The sequence below is a fragment of the Aeromonas dhakensis genome, assembly GCF_000820305.1.
Taxonomy (GTDB): Bacteria; Pseudomonadota; Gammaproteobacteria; order Enterobacterales; family Aeromonadaceae; genus Aeromonas; species Aeromonas dhakensis.
This window is the reverse complement of sequence record NZ_CDBH01000069.1, coordinates 81,336-97,849: the sequence shown is the minus strand read 5'-3', so window position 1 is coordinate 97,849 and position 16,514 is coordinate 81,336. Positions and strand designations below refer to the sequence as shown.

Sequence of the window (16,514 nt, the reverse complement as noted above, 5' to 3'; positions counted from 1 at the left end):
TTTTACTATTCCTGAGCGGGCTTGTCGGCCGGCGTGGCCTCGACCCGGGTGACCAGCAGCTGGTCAATCTTGTAGCTGTCGATGTCCACCACTTCAAACTTGTAACCGGCGTATTTGACCGAGTCGGTTCGCTTGGGGATCTTGCGCAGCATGTACATGATGAAGCCGGCGATGGTTTCATAATTCTGGTTTTCCGGGAACTCCTCGATGTCGAAGGCACGCATCACGTCGGAGATGGGGGTCACCCCGTCCACCAGCCAGGAGTTCTCATCCCGCTGCACGATTTGCTCCTCCACCACGTGGGTGGCCCACTCGCCCATGACGGTACTCATCAGGTCGTTCATGGTGACGATACCCACCACCAGGGCGTACTCGTTCATCACCACCGCAAAGTCGCCGCGATGGTTCTTGAAGTACTCCATCGCCTCATAGAGGTTGAGGGTGTCGGGGATGATGATGACGTTCTGCACCAGGGAGCCGCTGTTGAGATCGATGCTCTGGCCACTGATGACCCGGATCAGCAGCTCCTTGGAGTCGACGAAGCCCTTGATGCTGTCGAGGTTGTGGTCGCACACCAGGAACTTGTTGTGGGGGTGCTCGGCGATCTTGGCCTTGATGCTCTCCTCCCCCTCTTGCAGGGTGAAGTAGATGAGGCTCTCGCGCGCAGTCATGGCCGAGGTAACGCCGAGGGACTGCAGCTCGAACACGTTCTCGATGAGCTGATGCTCCTCGCGCTGGATGACGCCGGCCTCGGCCCCCGCATCCATCACCGCATAGATGTCGTCCGAGGTGATCTCGTCGTTACGCACCATGGAGATGCGCAGCAACCGGAACAGGCCGTTGGCCATGCCGTTGAACAACCACACCAGCGGCATCAGCAGGGTGACGCACAGCAGCATGGGGCGCACCACCACCACGGCGATCCGCTCCGGCATGGTCATGGCGAGGCGTTTGGGCATCAGATCGGCGATGAGAATGAACATGCCGGTGACGAACACGAAGGAGGTCGCCGAGCTGATTTCACTCAGCCAGGGCCCCTGATAGAACTCGGAGACCAGCTCCTTGATGGCCGGGTTCAGGGCGGATTCGCCCAGGATACCGCCCAGGATGGCGACGGTATTGAGCCCGATCTGCACCACGGTAAAGAAGTTGCCCGGCTGGGCCTGCAGTGCCAGTACCTTTTCGGCATGGCGGTTGCCCTCATCGGCCATCACCTGCAACTTGATCTTGCGGGAGGCGGCGAGGGAGATCTCGGAGAGAGAGAAGAACACGCTGCCGGCAACCAGCAGCATCAGGAAAAATAAACTATCGGCAAAACTCATGATTAACCTATTGCTACACCCGCCTTAGCACAAGACGGCAAACTGGGTCCGGGAGACCGGACCGTGAGTCGATCCGGGACTCACACAGGGGGCATATTCTAGCAGAAAAGCGCCAGTCGGGTGGCGATATCTTGCACTGACTGAAAAGGCAACAAAAAAGGCGCTCAAAGCGCCTTTTTATTCATTTCAGACTCACCCTTTCCCCAGCAGGGTGCCCAGGTCGTCCGCCTTGGTGTGGCGCACGTCCTTGCCTTTCACGTAGTAGACGATGTATTCGCAGATGTGCTGGCAGCGATCGCCGACCCGCTCGATGGCCCGCGCCGCCCACAGAACGTTTAGTACCTGCGGTATGGTGCGCGGATCTTCCATCATGTAGGTCATCAGCTCGCGGATGATGGACTCGTACTCCCGGTCCACCTTGTCATCTTCCTTGTAGACCGCCAGCGCAGCATCGAGATCCATGCGGGCGAAGGCGTCCAGCACGTCGTGCAGCATCTTGATGGTGCGGCGGCCCATGTTCTCCAGCGACACCAGCGGCGGCTGCGGCTTGTTGGCGTTGTCGGTCAGCATGCGGGCGATCTTGTCCGCCACATCGCCAATGCGCTCAAGGTCGGTGATGGTCTTGATGATGGCCATCACCAGCCGCAGGTCGGAGGCAGTGGGCTGGCGCTTGGCGATGATGCGGGTGCACTCCTCGTCGATCGCCACTTCCATGGCGTTGACGTTATGGTCGTTGGCCACGATCTTGCGCGCCGCGTCCAGATCCTGATCGTGGATCGCCGCGATGGCGTCGGTCAGCTGCTGCTCCACCAGCCCGCCCATCACCAGCACCTGGTTGCGCACGCTCTCGAGCTCGGCATTGAACTGACCGGAGATGTGTTTGTTGAGGTTCATATTGTCCATACCAATAATCCTTGATGCTCCGAGTATGCCTTAGTCGTTGAACTGACGGGTAATCTGTTTGTTGATGCTCATCTTGCTCATCCCCATAACCCTTGTTGCACCAACACGCCCTAGTCGTTGAACTGACCGGTAATCTGTTTGTTGATGCTCATCTCCATCACCAGCATCCCTTAGCCGTAACGACCGGTGATGTAGTCTTCGGTCTTCTTCTTGGCCGGGGTGGTGAAGATGGTGTTGGTGTCCGAGTACTCGATGAGCTCGCCCATGTACATGAAAGCGGTCTGATCCGAGACCCGCGCCGCCTGCTGCATGTTGTGGGTGACAATCACCACGGTGAACTGGCTCTTGAGCTCGTTGATCAGCTCCTCGATGGTGAGGGTGGAGATGGGGTCGAGCGCCGAGGTGGGTTCATCGAGCAACAGCACTTCCGGCTCGATGGCGATGGCGCGGGCAATCACCAGCCGCTGCTGCTGACCACCGGATAGGCCGAAGGCATTGTCGTGCAGACGATCCTTCACCTCGTCCCACAGGGCCGCGCCGCGCAGGGAGCGCTCGGCCGCCTCGTCCAGGGTACGTCTGTCGTTGATGCCCTGCAGGCGCAGGCCATAGACCACGTTCTCGTAGATGGACTTGGGGAAGGGGTTTGGGCGCTGGAACACCATGCCCACCTGACGGCGCAGGGCGGAGACATCGACGCTTTTGTCGTAGATGTTGTGGCCGTGCAGCTGGATCTCGCCCTCGATGCGGCAGATCTCCACCAGGTCGTTCATCCGGTTGATGCAGCGCAGCAGGGTGGACTTGCCGCAGCCTGAAGGGCCGATAAAGGCGGTGACCTGGCCCTTGGGGATCTTCATGTTGACGTTGAACAGCGCCTGCTTGTTGCCGTAGTACAGGTTGAGATCCTTCACCTCCAGCGCGGTCTGCTCCGGGCTCAGGTTGAGCAGGTCGGTCGCGGTATGCTGGGTCGCTGCGGTCGTTACGTTGATCATCTGTTACCTCAAAATCTGTCGGTGGCGGCGGGCACTCTCATTGCCCGCGGCCGGAACGTTTGGCTGGCAGGGAACCCAGTTCCCTGCCCGTCTCTGTAGTGGCTGGTCTATCAATGTTCCAGCGACCGGAATTTTTCACGCAAATGGTTGCGGATACCGATGGCCGTCAGGTTGAGGCCGACGATCACCGTCACCAGCAGGAAGGAGGTGGCGTAGACCAGCGGGCGCGCCGCCTCGACGTTCGGGCTCTGGAAGCCGACGTCATAGATGTGGAAGCCCAGGTGCATGAACTTGCGCTCCACGTGCAGGTACGGGAAGTTGCCGTCCATCGGCAGGGTCGGCGCCAGTTTCACCACCCCCACCAGCATCAGCGGCGCCACCTCACCGGCCGCGCGGGCGATGGCCAGGATGAGGCCGGTCATGATGGCCGGGCTTGCCATGGGCAGCACGATGCGCCACAGGGTCTCGGCCTGGGTAGCCCCCAGCGCGAGGGACCCCTGACGGATGGTACTCGGGATCCGGGCCAGCCCCTCTTCGGTGGAGACGATCACCACCGGCAGGGTCAGGATGGCCAGGGTCAGCGCCGACCAGATGACGCCAGGGGAGCCGAAGGTCGGGCTCGGCAGCGCTTCCGGATAGAACAGCTGGTCCAGCGAACCACCGAGGGTGTAGACGAAGAAGCCCAGACCGAACACGCCGTACACGATGGAGGGCACGCCCGCCAGGTTGATCACCGCGATGCGAATGATCTTGGTCAGGCTGTTCTTGCCCGCGTACTCGTGCAGGTAGACCGCTGCGATGACCCCCAGCGGAGTCACGATGATCGCCATCAGGAACACCATGAAGACGGTACCGAAGATGGCCGGGAACACCCCGCCCTCGGTGTTGGCCTCGCGCGGATCGTCGGAGACGAACTTGCCGATCTGGTGGAACCAGTAACCCACCTTGGCCGGCAGGCTCATGTCGTTGGGCCACACCACGTCCAGCACCTTGGACATGGGCATGGTCACCAGTTCGCCACGCATGTCCTTGACCGTGATGTTGTCTCTGTCTGCCTGGGCACGCAGGGAGAAGAGCTCCTTCTCCAGCACCTGATAACGATCGTTGAGGGCCTGACGCTCGCTCGCCAGCTCAGCTTTAAGCTGATCGGTCAGCTTGTCGTCCAGCTCGGCCTTGCGCTCTTTGAGGCGCAGCCGCTCCAGCTGGTAGTTGATGCTGCCGATGTCCCCTTTTTGCAGATCGTCGGCTTGGCTTGAGAGGCCATTGGCCCGCGCCAGCACCCGCTGCAGGGCAGGATGCAGATCCGAGGTGAGCTCGCGGCCATCCTCTTTCACCCCCACTATGTAGCCGTAGAAGTTGCCGTTGGTGGCACGTTCCACCATGGCCAGCTCCGCCGGCAGGCTCTGGGACTTGATGTCGGTCTCCAGCACCCAGCGGAAGTCCAGGTCGACGAACTCGCGGTTGCCGGTCTTGACCAGATAGCGGGTCAGCAGCTCGCGCTCCTCCCCTGCCAGCGGCAGGCCGGCGGCCCGCAGCCGCTCGACCGGCACCAGCTCGCGGTCGTTGATTTCGCCGATCAGCACGCTCTTGTTGCCCTGGGCGTCTTCCAATTGCCACTCATAGATGGGGTGGGGCCAGAAGTAGACCAGACCACGCCAGCCGATCAGCAGCAGCAGACCCAGTACCGCTACCAGACTCAGGCTGACGGCGCCGCCGGTCATCCAGATCCAGGGGGCCCCCGATTTAAACCACTTACCCATTGTCGATTCCTCGATCCTTACAGAGCAGCCCATCACAGGGAGCTGTATTTTTCACGCAACCGCTGACGGATGAACTCGGCCAGGGTATTGAACAAGAAGGTGAACACGAACAGCACGAAGGCGGCGAGGAACAGTACCCGATAGTGAGAGCTGCCCACTTCCGATTCCGGCATCTCCACCGCGATGTTGGCGGCCAGAGTGCGCAGCCCCTGGAACATGGAGAAGTCCATGATGGGGGTATTGCCGGTGGCCATCAGCACTATCATGGTCTCGCCCACGGCGCGGCCAAGGCCCATCATCACCGCCGAGAAGATGCCCGGGCTGGCGGTGAGGATCACCACCCGGCTCAGGGTCTGCCACGGCGTAGCACCGAGGGCCAGGGAGCCCTGGGTGAGGTGCTTGGGCACCGAGAAGACAGCATCTTCGGCGATGGAGAAGATGGTGGGAATGACCGCAAAGCCCATGGCGATGCCGACCACCAGGGAGTTGCGCTGGTCAAACTTGATGCCCATGTCGTGGGTCAGCCAGATGCGCGAGTCACCGTGCATGAAGGCGTTCTCGATGAGCGGGCTCACCGCGAAGGCGCCCCAACCAATCAGCAGCAACACCGGGATCAGCAGGATGGCGTGCCACCCCTCCGGCAGCCAGGATTTGCCGCGCTCCGGCAGGTAGTTCCAGACCAGGGCGGTCAACAGCATCCCCATCGGCAGCAGGATCAGCAGCAGTACCACGCCGGGCAGCGCCCCCTCGATGATGGGAGCGAGCCACAGACCCGCCAGGAAGCCGAGGATAACGGTCGGCAGGGCCGCCATGATCTCCACCGTCGGCTTGACGTATTTGCGCAGCCCCGCCGACATGAAGTAGGCGGTGTAGATGGCGCCGGCGACACCGAGCGGCACCGCAAACACCATGGCATAGAAGGAAGCCTTGAGGGTACCGAACACCAGCGGCACCAGGCTCAGCTTGGCTTCGAAGTCGTTGCTGGCGGAGGTGGACTGCCACACGTACTGGGGCTCGGGGTAGCCTTCATACCACACCTGTTGCCAGAGCGCCGACCAGGTCACCTCGGGGTGCTCGTTCTCCACCGCAAACAGCTTGAAGGCATCCCCCTGCTGCATCAGCAGCACGTTGTGACGGGGGGAGATAGCCAGCGCCGCCAGCGGACCGCCCTCCACCTTCTCACTCAGCAACTTGGTTTCGCCGGTGGCGTGGAAGAAGCTGATGGTGCCACTCTTGTCGGCACTGATGAAGCCCTTGCGAAAATGTTCGGGGGTCAGCTGCGCCACGGCACCATCGCCCTTGAAATCGCGGATCTGGGTGAACTGGCGCTTGCCATCCCGGGCCACTTCGAACCACTGGGAGATGACGCCATTGTCGTTGCCCACCAGCAGGGAGGAGGCGCCGGAGAGCAGCTCGACCCGGGTCACGTTGGCATCGGGGGCGTTGATCTCCAGCACGTTGCGCAGGGAGATGTCGTTCAGGTTGTGGATGTCGTAGACCGAGAGGCGATTGCCCTCACGCACGAACAGGATGCGCAGGTTGGGGGTCAGCAACATCTGATCCACGTGACGCGGCAGGGACGGGATGCTGTAGTTCTGGGCGCTCCACTCGACTTCGCCGGAGAGGAAGTTCTCCTCGCCGCTCATCACCATCATGACGCCGCGACCATCAGCGGTCACGGCCGCGGTGGCCATCTTATCCTTGGTGGCTTCAAATACCATCAGCGACAGTGCCTTGCCCGCAGGGTCCACCACGACCGGCTCTTCGCCGAAGGGGTACTGCAGACTGGGCTCGATGACCCGCACGTCGTTGGGATAGGAGACCTTGAAAGCGGGCTGCACCACCTGGGCCTTGCCGTCGGCAAAACCGTAGGCCATCAGCTTCTGGCCCGGCGACGGCGGCGCGACGGCGGTGATGTCACCCTTTACCTGTGCCTGGCCGAGCGACTGGCCCACCTTGACCTTGCCATCATTCTGGACGGCAAAGAAGTTGACCTGGCCCTGGTCGCTGAAGCGATAGCCGATCTCGTTCTGCTCCTCCACCCCGAGCCAGGCGGTCTTGCCCTGAATGGGCAGGGTAAACGATGCGGTCGGCTCCATGGAGGCGCCATTGAAGATGGGTTTCACCACATAGAGCAGATAGAAGAAAATAAGCAACAGGGCGACCAGTACCAGGGCTCCGCCCGTGGTCACCCCGTACTTGGCCAACTTATCCTTGATACGGCGCTTTCTGCTCCCCGCCATAACCAGGTGCAACGATTCCGATGACATGCAAAACCTCAATGTGAGCTAGGCTTGGCGGCATTATATGGCGGTTGCATGACAGTTTTGTTACATGAAGGTCCCGTGAACCGGGCTTATTTGCAGGCAAGAAAGCGGCATCAAAGATGCCATGAAGAAGATGGCAAGCAACTGTTTTATAAAGTTAAAAATGTAGCGCAAGCGCCGCGGGAGCGCGCCGCTTGCGCCGATGCGCCTCAATCGTCGGCGGCCGGGGTTTGTTGCAATGCCAATCTGGCGGCTTTTTTCTCGGCGCGGCGACGCTTGAAGAAATCCGACAGCTGGGCCGAGCAGGCCTCTGCCAGCACGCCGCCGGTCAGCTCGACCCTGTGATTGTGACGCGGGTCCTGCAGGATCTCGAACACTGAGCCGGCCGCGCCGGTCTTCAAATCCCGCGCGCCATAGACCACCCGCTTGACCCGGCTGTGGATCAGGGCGCCGGCACACATGCAGCAGGGCTCCAGGGTCACATAAAGGGTGGTGTCGAGCAGACGGTAGTTTTGCAGCCGTTCGCCAGCAGCCCGGAGCGCCATCACCTCGGCATGGGCGCAGGCGTCGTGTTCGCTGATGGAGCGGTTCCAACCCTCTGCGACGATCTCCTCCCCCAGCACCAGCACGGCGCCCACCGGGATCTCGCCGATCCCCTCGGCCCTGGCGGCCAGCGCCATGGCATGGCGCATCCAGCGTTCATCCTGCTCGTGCTGGCTCGCCTGTGCTGCAACGTCCGATGGTTTCACGCCCTGCTCCTCTCTGACTGGTTGATGACGACAGCTCATGCTGTCGGCGAAAGACGGTATCACGGCCCCGTGCCGCCGATCTCTGTGGCAGGGGTCCCGCCATCCATGCCTGCGGCGGGGCGGCGATTATGCCAAATCCCGCTGGCGCCCCCAAGTTCCATCTGTGCTGAGCAATAAAGAAGCAGTCAGCATCTCTATGATAAAAAAGGAGTTGCGTCCAAAGGTGCGGAACATTAGACTTCCTCCCCGTCAGCACAGACTGACCTTGTCGGCGTGTAGCGCAGCCAGGTAGCGCACTGTCATGGGGTGTCAGGGGTCGGAGGTTCAAATCCTCTCACGCCGACCATCATTCCCCGAAAATAGCCCAGTCCAACGACTGGGCTATTTTTTTGCCCGTCATCCCGATCTTCACCCACCGCTCGCCGTTAGCCTCTCGTGTCACGCCCTCTCCTTCAAAGAGTCACCAGTCAGTTGCGGTACGGATTTTATTCAGAACCGCTTGAAACCTTTCGAGAGTATCGCTAGGATACGCGACTTTTCCGCCGGCATTTCGTACAGGGAGGTGGAAACCCGGGTGATGGAGTCACCAACCGGCTTGCAATCCAGTGAGGCAAGCACCCATGACGCAAGCAGTTGAAACACAACCCGAACACGCTCCCCTGCCCCAGCCGGCCACCGAAACCGGTGCCAACCAGTATGTGGCCGAGCATGGCCCCGTCGTACGGCTCGACATCGTCGATCTGGCGGCGCCGGACGATGACTACTGAACCGTCAGCCCTGGCGTCAACCCTTTCCTGTCACGGGAGATCAGGGTGCGACACTCGGGATCATCTCCCCTTGATACCTCCTTTGAGGGCCAGGATGGCCCGCTGATACAAATAACAATAATATCCTGCGTAACGAAATATCGGCAGTCATATCTGCTACCAGCGTTCCTCCCCTCACCTGCACACGCCATCCCCTGAGGTGATACAAACCTACGTTATTGCCCATCACTTTCTCACTCTACTGCCACCGGATCCCATTTGGTCCCATTGAGCGACTTAAGTTTTAAACAACCGTTCTCCAGCCAATGCCAGAAGGCACCAAGCGATTGCTGGGTTGCTCAAACGCATTTCATACACACGTTTTTTAAAAGCTTGGAGTGAGGTCGGGATTTGTTTTTGCATTTGTAATTTTATTACGTAATAAGTTACATCCCATCAACTGTTCCCCCCCCGATATGGGGCCGCCGCGAAGGGATGGAAAACAAGAGCATAACCATCTGCATAGAGTTTTTGCGCTAATCAAACAAATCCTTTTAAAACATAAAGTTAATGTCATGACCAAAACGAGTGTTTTAAAAAAGCTGTTGACGAATAGAGCAATATTTCGCACCTTATGAATCGTGTTATCCCGTTGTTACGGGAAGATTGAAAAAACAGGGATCGACTTTAGTCGTAGTTAATTAGTTCAAAATGTAATTCTCAAAGGAGTGAACACTATGTCGGCACCGGCCCAGACCCACTGTAGCGCCCGTCTGCGCATCCAGGGCGAAATGCATCCCGATTACGCGCAAATTCTGACGCCGGACGCGGTGGCCCTGGTATCCGAACTGGTGGAACGCTTTGCTCCCCAACGGGACGAATTGTTGAAACAACGTGTGGCACGCCAGGCCCGTATCGATGGCGGCGAGCTGCCGGACTTCCTGCCTGAGACTGCCCACATCCGCGCCAGCGACTGGACAGTACGCGGCATTCCTGCCGACCTGCAGGATCGCCGTGTGGAGATCACCGGCCCGGTCGAGCGCAAGATGGTGATCAACGCCCTCAACGCCAACGTCAAGGTGTTCATGGCGGACTTCGAAGATTCGCTGGCCCCCGCCTGGAACAAGGTGATCGAGGGTCAAATCAACCTGCGCGATGCGGTCAATGGCACCATTGCCTACCAGAGCCCGGAGGGGAAATCCTATACCCTCAATGCCGATCCGGCCGTGCTCATCTGCCGGGTGCGCGGTCTGCACCTGCCGGAAAAACACGTCACCTTTGATGGTGCCCCCATTCCCGGCGGCCTGTTCGACTTCGCCCTCTATTTCCTGCACAACCACAAGGCGCTGCTGGCCAAGGGATCCGGCCCCTACTTCTACGTGCCCAAGTTGCAGAGCCACCTGGAAGGGCGCTGGTGGAGCGAGGTGTTCGCCTGGACCGAAGACAAGTTCGGCCTGCCCCGCGGCACCATCAAGGCCACCGTGCTGATCGAAACCCTGCCAGCGGTGTTCGAGATGGACGAGCTGCTCTATCAGATGAAGGATCACATCGTGGCCCTCAACTGCGGTCGTTGGGACTACATCTTCAGCTACATCAAGACGCTCAAGAATCACCCGGATCGCGTCCTGCCGGACCGCCAGGTGGTGACCATGGACAAACCGTTCCTCTCCGCCTACTCGCGGCTGCTGATCAAGACCTGTCACAAGCGCGGCGCGCTGGCGATGGGGGGCATGGCCGCCTTCATTCCGGCCAAGGATGCCGCCGTCAACGAGCAGGTCTTCGCCAAGGTACATGCCGACAAACAGCGTGAAGCCGACAACGGCCACGATGGTACCTGGGTGGCCCACCCGGGCCTGGCCGACACCGCCATGGCCGTGTTCAACGCCACCATCCCGGCCGGCGCCAAGAACCAGATCGGCGTGCTGCGCGAGCAGGATGCCCCCATCACAGCCGCCGACCTGCTGGCACCCTGCGAGGGCGAGCGCACCGAGGCGGGCATGCGCACCAACATCCGGGTCGCCCTGCAGTATCTGGAGGCCTGGATCAATGGCAACGGCTGCGTGCCCATCTACGGTCTGATGGAAGATGCGGCTACCGCCGAGATCTCCCGCACCTCCATCTGGCAGTGGATCCGCCACGGCAAGAGCCTCTCCAACGGCCAGGTGGTGACTAAAGATCTGTTCCGCCAGATGCTGGCCGAGGAGCAGGAGGTGGTCAAACGCGAGGTGGGCGAAGCCCGCTGGCAGTCGGGTCGTTTCGCCGAGGCGAGCGCCCTGATGGAAGAGATCACCTGCGCCGATACCCTGATCGATTTTCTGACGCTGCCCGGTTACGAGCGGCTCTGAATCACGGGCTCCGCAAGGGGCTCGCCAATAACAAGTCAATGGAAACGTGAAATCAATGAAAGAGGGAACTGATATGGCACTGACCCGTGAGCAACAGATCCAGGCTATCGAGAAAGACTGGGCACAGAACCCCCGCTGGAAAGGGATCAAGCGCGGCTACAGCGCCGAGGACGTGGTCAACCTGCGCGGCAGCCTGCAGCCGCAGCACACCCTGGCCCAACGTGGCGCCGACAAGCTGTGGGAGCTGATCCACGGCGGCGCCAAGAAGGGCTACGTCAACTGTCTCGGCGCCCTGACCGGCGGCCAGGCGGTGCAACAGGCCAAGGCGGGGATCGAGGCGATTTACCTCTCCGGCTGGCAGGTAGCGGCAGACAACAACCTCTCCTCCACCATGTATCCGGATCAGTCCCTCTATCCGGCCAACTCGGTGCCGTCGGTGGTGGAGCGCATCAACAACTCCTTCGCCCGTGCCGACCAGATCCAGTGGGCCAACAAGGTCGGGCCGCAGGATGAGGGTTTTATAGACTACTTCCTGCCCATCGTCGCGGATGCGGAAGCCGGCTTCGGCGGCGTGCTGAACGCCTTCGAGCTGATGAAGGGGATGATTGAAGCGGGCGCCGCCGGCGTGCACTTTGAAGATCAGCTCGCTTCTGTCAAGAAGTGCGGCCATATGGGCGGCAAGGTGCTGGTTCCGACCCAGGAAGCGGTGCAGAAGCTCGTCGCGGCTCGTCTGGCGGCCGACGTGTGCGGCACCAGCACCCTGGTGATCGCCCGTACCGACGCCAACGCGGCAGACCTGCTGACCACGGATGCGGATCCTTACGATGCGGACTTCCTGACCGGTGAGCGCACCGCCGAAGGTTTCTACAAGGTGCGTGCAGGCATCGATCAGGCCATCGCCCGCGGTCTGGCCTACGCCCCCTACGCCGATATGGTGTGGTGCGAAACCGCCAAGCCGGATCTGGACGAGGCGCGCAAGTTTGCCGAAGCGATCAAGGCCCAGTTCCCGGATCGCATCCTGGCCTACAACTGCTCCCCGAGCTTCAACTGGAAGAAGAACCTGGACGATGCCACCATCGCCCGCTTCCAGCAGGAGCTGTCCGACATGGGTTACAAGTACCAGTTCATCACCCTGGCAGGGATCCACAACATGTGGTTCCACATGTACGAGCTGGCCTACCAGTACGCCCGTGGCGAAGGGATGAAGCACTACGTCGAGATGGTGCAGCAGCCCGAGTTTGCCGCCGCCGAGCGTGGCTACACCTTCGTGGCACACCAGCAGGAGGTGGGCACCGGTTACTTCGACAAAGTGACCACCGTCATCCAGGGCGGCCAATCCTCGGTGACCGCTTTAACGGGTTCCACCGAAGAAGATCAGTTCCACTGATAGCCAGAACTCTTTGAGAGAGTCCTTGAGATAGCAAAACCCCGGCCACTGGCCGGGGTTTCTTTTTATCTGCCATTCAAACGCCTGTCAGACGCCCAACCGCCCCCATCAACAGGATTAAAGTTCGAGTATCTCTTTGACAAAGGGGATGGTCAGCTTGCGCTTGGCACGAAAAGAGGCGTTGTCGAGCTGATTGAGGGTGGTGAGCAGGGTGCGCATGTCGCGCGAGAGACGGTTGAGCAGGAAGCGGCCCACGTCGATGGGCAGTTTGAAGCCCCGCAGCTCGGCACGCAGCTGCAGGGCACTGAGCTTGCCCTCATCGTCCAGCTCGTCGAGGTGGAAGCTCACTCCCCAATCGAGGCGAGAGGCGAGATCCGGCAGCTGCAGCCCCAGCTTGCGCGGCGCACTGCAACCGGTCACCACCAGGGTCCCCTCGCCCTTCTCCTTCCAACGGTTGTAGAAGTCGAACAGGGCCCGCTCCCACAGGGCATTGCCGGCGATCGCCTCCAGGCTGTCGAGGCAGACCAGCGGCAGGCTTTCGAGGGCATCGAGCATACTGGGGTCGAGCTGTTCAAACTGATCGAGGGAGAGATAAGCGGCTGCAGCGTCGCGAGCATTGACCTCGGCGCAGGTGGCGTGCAGCAGATGGGAGCGGCCCGATCCCTTGGCCCCCCAGAAATAGAGGAAAGGCGAACCCTGACCAATGGCCGCATTCTTGAGGGCGGTGATCAGATGAGCATTGTTGCCGGGATAAAAACTGACGAAGGTTTCATCATCCGGTAGTTGTACGGCTAAAGACAGTTGGGCCGGTTGCTTCACTCGTTGGGCTTTGACTGTGACATTTGCGGGCAAGTGTATCATCGCGAAGGCGGATAGAGAACCGCCCGGACGATGCCGGGCGGTGTGGATCCTCATAAAGGATCCAGGCTGCGACCATTGCTAACGGGAACGGCTACTCCTTGGCCGGCGCGCTCAAGCCCTGGCAGAAGAGCGCCCATGCCTCACGGCCGAATGGTCAGGATCCTCGGCCAGGATCAGGGCTGCGACCACTGGTAGCTCAGCCCCTCTGGGGTATCCGCCAGCTGGCGCAACCGGCTCTCCAGCTGCAACCCACGGATGAGCTCGGCCTTGTCCCCCTGCAGGCTAAGGTTGAAGGTCACCTTGTCCCCCTCCAGTTTGCCAATCTCCACCTTGGTGACGCTGGCCATCCCCTGCAGCATTTTCTGCACCGTGATCATGCCGTCGATACCGGACAACCCCTCCACCACCAGTGTCTGGCTGGAGGCCACTCCCGAGATGCGCGCCCCGTAGTTCTGCACCAGCCAGCCCGCCAGGGCATCGGCGAACGTCTGCGCCACCTCGGCCTGGGTGCCGGCGCCCTCGCCCCTAGTCAGTTCGCTCAGCTCACCACCGGCCTTGGGCCCGTAGAGACCCCAGTCGATGCTCCACTTGTCCCCCTCCGGGGTGAGCTTGCCCAGTACCACCATCTCGGCACCGTAACGCTGGCTCGCCTTGAGGATGGGGTCGGCGAAGCGGCCCCAGACATCGGTGGCGTTGACCGCCATGTTGTCGTCCAAGTCCATCAGCGGAATGCTGACCGGCAGCCCCATCGCCTGGGCCTGGGTACGCAGGGCGGCGGCCCAGCCATCGCTGGACTGATCCGGCAGAATGCGCCGCTCCCCTTCATTGATCACCAGCCAGATGGCGACCTGCGGCCGGGCTGGGCCCAGCAGGGCGAACTTGCTCTCGGCCACCAGGGCATTGACCTTGGTCACGTCGAAATCGGCCTTGAGAAACTTCACCGGCCCCACGTCCTGATAACCGTAGTGCTGTACGAACGTGCCGGGTGCCGCCAGCGCCTTGACCACCGCCGGCTGGGTCAGGATGTCGCGCTTGCCGGTCACCTTGACGAGCACCTCGCCCAGGGCCTGGGACTGGGCTGCCGCCATGTCGCCGCTGGTGGGGGCCTTGCCCTGATAGAGATCGGTCACCTGAGCGGCTGACACCATGAATGACAAGCCGCAGCAGAGGGCGGTCACAACACGTTTGAGCATGAGAAAAGTCTCGAAATGGGAGATGGTGCTTATGGTAGCGGCAAGGCGCGCATGGCAGCAAGCCGGGGGCGGGAGAAACAGTGGAGCCGGCGAGGTGCCGGCTCCGTTTGCGCGCCTGCAGGCACGCGATGAGGCGATCGAGGCTTACTTGGTGCCGAAGATCTTGTCGCCGGCGTCGCCCAGACCCGGGACAATGTAGCCCTTCTCGTTCAGGCCCTGGTCGATGGAGGCGCAGAACAGCTCCACGTCCGGGTGAGCGGCTTCCAGCGCCTTGATGCCTTCCGGCGCGGCAACCAGCACCAGCACCTTGATGGACTGGCAGCCCTTCTTCTTGAGCAGGTCGATGGTGGCGATCATGGAGCCGCCGGTGGCCAGCATGGGGTCGATGACCAGCGCCAGACGTTCTTCGATGTTGCTGACAATCTTCTCGAAGTAGGGAACCGGCTGCAGGGTCTCTTCGTCGCGGTAGATACCGACCACGCTGACGCGTGCGCTCGGCATGTGCTCCAGCACGCCATCCATCATGCCAAGACCGGCACGCAGGATGGGCACCACGGTGACCTTCTTGCCCTTGATCTGGTCAACTTCCACTGGCCCGTTCCAGCCATCGATGGTAACCTTCTCGGTTTCGAAGTCAGAGGTCGCTTCGTAGGTCAACAAACTGCCCACTTCCTTGGCCAGTTCACGGAAACGCTTGGTGCTGATATCGCCTTCACGCATCAGACCGATCTTGTGCTTGACCAGGGGGTGTTTGACTTCAACGACTTTCATTATTATCTCCTCTAACTGCCGCAAAAAAAATCGCGGAATCATACAACAAAAGCCGCCGCTTGTAGAGCATTTCCGCGCAAAAACGCGCAAACGATTTCCTTTCTGGTTTTTCACCGCCACTGTTAGAATACGCCCCGAATTTTACCCTCCACTTCTTTATATGACGGGGAATACGCGTGACTGACAAAACCTCACTGAGCTACAAGGATGCTGGCGTGGATATCGATGCCGGCAATGCACTGGTTGAACGTATCAAGGGCGTGTCAAAGCGCACTCGTCGTCCTGAAGTCCTTGGTGGTCTTGGCGGCTTTGGGGCCTTGTGTCAAATCCCTGCGGGCTACAAGGAGCCGGTGCTGGTCTCCGGCACCGACGGGGTGGGCACCAAGCTGCGCCTCGCCATCGACCTGAAGAAGCACGACACCGTGGGCATCGATCTGGTGGCCATGTGCGTCAATGACCTGATCGTGCAAGGCGCCGAGCCCCTCTTCTTCCTCGATTACTATGCCACCGGCAAGCTGGACGTGGACACCGCCGCGGCCGTGGTCACCGGCATCGGTGCCGGCTGCGAGCAGTCCGGCTGCGCCCTGGTGGGCGGCGAAACTGCCGAGATGCCGGGCATGTATGAAGGGGAAGACTACGACATCGCCGGTTTCTGCGTCGGTGTGGTGGAGAAGAGCGAGATCATCGACGGCAGCAAGGTCGGCGAAGGGGATGCCCTGATCGCCCTGGCCGCCAGCGGCCCCCACTCCAACGGCTTCTCCCTCATTCGCAAGATCCTGGAAGTCTCCAAGGCCGACGTGCAGCAGCCACTGGGTGATACCACCCTGGCCAATGCCCTGCTGGAGCCAACCCGCATCTACGTGAAACCCGTGCTCAAGCTCATCAAGGAGTGCGAGATCCACGCCCTCTCCCACATCACCGGCGGCGGTTTCTGGGAGAACATCCCGCGCGTGCTGCCTGCCAACACCCAGGCGGTGATCGACGAGCAGAGCTGGCAGTGGCCGGCGGTGTTCAGCTGGCTGCAAGAAGCTGGCAACGTCACCCGCCACGAGATGTACCGCACCTTCAACTGCGGCGTCGGCATGATCATCGCCCTGCCGGCGGATCAGCTTGAAAAAGCGCTGACCCTGCTCAAGGCGGAAGGCGAGAACGCCTGGCATATCGGCCACATCGCCAAGGCGGCCGATGGCGAGGAGCAGGTCGTCATCAAATGACCTCCCC

13 protein-coding genes and 1 tRNA gene are annotated in these 16,514 nt (G+C 60.9%); 5 read left to right on the top strand and 9 right to left on the bottom strand.

What is annotated here, in order from left to right; genetic code table 11:
- Positions 1-5: 5 nt before the first annotated feature.
- The 6 genes from paeA to tadA form a co-directional block, all read right to left on the bottom strand.
- Positions 6-1,322 carry a polyamine export protein PaeA gene (paeA, locus tag BN1143_RS20435; protein ID WP_017786247.1) on the bottom strand — a complete coding sequence of 439 codons (1,317 nt, stop codon included), beginning with the start codon at positions 1,320-1,322 and terminating at the stop codon, positions 6-8.
- A gap of 192 nt (positions 1,323-1,514) precedes the next feature.
- Complete coding sequence (gene phoU / locus BN1143_RS20430) at positions 1,515-2,225, bottom strand: phosphate signaling complex protein PhoU (protein ID WP_005302735.1); 711 nt, start codon at positions 2,223-2,225, stop codon at positions 1,515-1,517.
- 170 nt (positions 2,226-2,395) lie between these two features.
- Complete coding sequence (gene pstB, locus BN1143_RS20425) at positions 2,396-3,214, bottom strand: phosphate ABC transporter ATP-binding protein PstB (protein WP_005302736.1); 819 nt, start codon at positions 3,212-3,214, stop codon at positions 2,396-2,398.
- A 110-nt stretch (positions 3,215-3,324) separates the two neighbouring features.
- Entirely contained in the window at positions 3,325-4,974 is a 1,650-nt protein-coding gene (gene pstA / locus BN1143_RS20420) for a phosphate ABC transporter permease PstA (RefSeq protein ID WP_042051999.1), read from the bottom strand.
- Positions 4,975-5,006: 32 nt separating this feature from the next.
- Positions 5,007-7,244, bottom strand: a complete 2,238-nt coding sequence (locus BN1143_RS20415; protein WP_042051998.1) for an ABC transporter permease subunit — start codon at positions 7,242-7,244, stop codon at positions 5,007-5,009.
- 206 nt (positions 7,245-7,450) lie between these two features.
- Positions 7,451-7,990, bottom strand: coding sequence for a tRNA adenosine(34) deaminase TadA (gene tadA / locus BN1143_RS20410; protein ID WP_082038660.1), 540 nt, complete (start codon positions 7,988-7,990; stop codon positions 7,451-7,453).
- A gap of 269 nt (positions 7,991-8,259) precedes the next feature.
- Here tadA and BN1143_RS20405 point away from each other — a divergent pair.
- The 4 genes from BN1143_RS20405 to aceA all read left to right on the top strand — a co-directional run bounded on the left by BN1143_RS20405 (position 8,260) and on the right by aceA (position 12,468).
- Positions 8,260-8,336, top strand: a tRNA-Pro gene (locus BN1143_RS20405).
- Between the two features lie 274 nt (positions 8,337-8,610).
- The gene (locus BN1143_RS22690; protein ID WP_192897116.1) at positions 8,611-8,757 is read left to right on the top strand and encodes a hypothetical protein; all 147 of its coding nucleotides are present in this window, start codon (positions 8,611-8,613) and stop codon (positions 8,755-8,757) included.
- A gap of 716 nt (positions 8,758-9,473) precedes the next feature.
- Positions 9,474-11,081: a malate synthase A gene (aceB, locus tag BN1143_RS20400; protein ID WP_042051994.1), complete on the top strand. Its 1,608-nt coding sequence runs from the start codon at positions 9,474-9,476 to the stop codon at positions 11,079-11,081.
- Positions 11,082-11,154: 73 nt separating this feature from the next.
- Positions 11,155-12,468 carry an isocitrate lyase gene (aceA, locus tag BN1143_RS20395; protein WP_005302742.1) on the top strand — a complete coding sequence of 438 codons (1,314 nt, stop codon included), beginning with the start codon at positions 11,155-11,157 and terminating at the stop codon, positions 12,466-12,468.
- A gap of 117 nt (positions 12,469-12,585) precedes the next feature.
- On the opposite strand, the gene hda is transcribed toward aceA, so the two are convergent.
- The 3 genes from hda to upp form a co-directional block, all read right to left on the bottom strand.
- Positions 12,586-13,287 (bottom strand): DnaA inactivator Hda, encoded by a 702-nt coding sequence (gene hda / locus BN1143_RS20390; RefSeq protein WP_010633474.1) that lies wholly within the window; start codon positions 13,285-13,287, stop codon positions 12,586-12,588.
- A gap of 215 nt (positions 13,288-13,502) precedes the next feature.
- Entirely contained in the window at positions 13,503-14,522 is a 1,020-nt protein-coding gene (locus tag BN1143_RS20385) for a DUF2066 domain-containing protein (protein ID WP_017782333.1), read from the bottom strand.
- A gap of 144 nt (positions 14,523-14,666) precedes the next feature.
- A complete protein-coding gene (gene upp / locus BN1143_RS20380) occupies positions 14,667-15,293 on the bottom strand; it encodes a uracil phosphoribosyltransferase (RefSeq protein WP_005302745.1) in 627 nt (208 codons plus the stop codon).
- A 176-nt stretch (positions 15,294-15,469) separates the two neighbouring features.
- Between upp and purM the strand changes: the two genes are divergently transcribed.
- Complete coding sequence (purM, locus tag BN1143_RS20375; RefSeq protein WP_042051992.1) at positions 15,470-16,507, top strand: phosphoribosylformylglycinamidine cyclo-ligase; 1,038 nt, start codon at positions 15,470-15,472, stop codon at positions 16,505-16,507.
- Positions 16,508-16,514 lie beyond the last annotated feature (7 nt).

Bases quoted from the DNA above. Each gene is read 5' to 3' on its own strand.
- aceA (WP_005302742.1), top strand. From the start codon at position 11,155: ATGGCACTGACCCGTGAGCAACAGATCCAGGCTATCGAGAAAGACTGG.
- BN1143_RS20385 (WP_017782333.1), bottom strand. From the start codon at position 14,522: ATGCTCAAACGTGTTGTGACCGCCCTCTGCTGCGGCTTGTCATTCATG.
- upp (WP_005302745.1), bottom strand. From the start codon at position 15,293: ATGAAAGTCGTTGAAGTCAAACACCCCCTGGTCAAGCACAAGATCGGT.
- BN1143_RS22690 (WP_192897116.1), top strand. From the start codon at position 8,611: ATGACGCAAGCAGTTGAAACACAACCCGAACACGCTCCCCTGCCCCAG.
- pstA (WP_042051999.1), bottom strand. From the start codon at position 4,974: ATGGGTAAGTGGTTTAAATCGGGGGCCCCCTGGATCTGGATGACCGGC.
- phoU (WP_005302735.1), bottom strand. From the start codon at position 2,225: ATGGACAATATGAACCTCAACAAACACATCTCCGGTCAGTTCAATGCC.
- aceB (WP_042051994.1), top strand. From the start codon at position 9,474: ATGTCGGCACCGGCCCAGACCCACTGTAGCGCCCGTCTGCGCATCCAG.
- pstB (WP_005302736.1), bottom strand. From the start codon at position 3,214: ATGATCAACGTAACGACCGCAGCGACCCAGCATACCGCGACCGACCTG.
- BN1143_RS20415 (WP_042051998.1), bottom strand. From the start codon at position 7,244: ATGTCATCGGAATCGTTGCACCTGGTTATGGCGGGGAGCAGAAAGCGC.
- paeA (WP_017786247.1), bottom strand. From the start codon at position 1,322: ATGAGTTTTGCCGATAGTTTATTTTTCCTGATGCTGCTGGTTGCCGGC.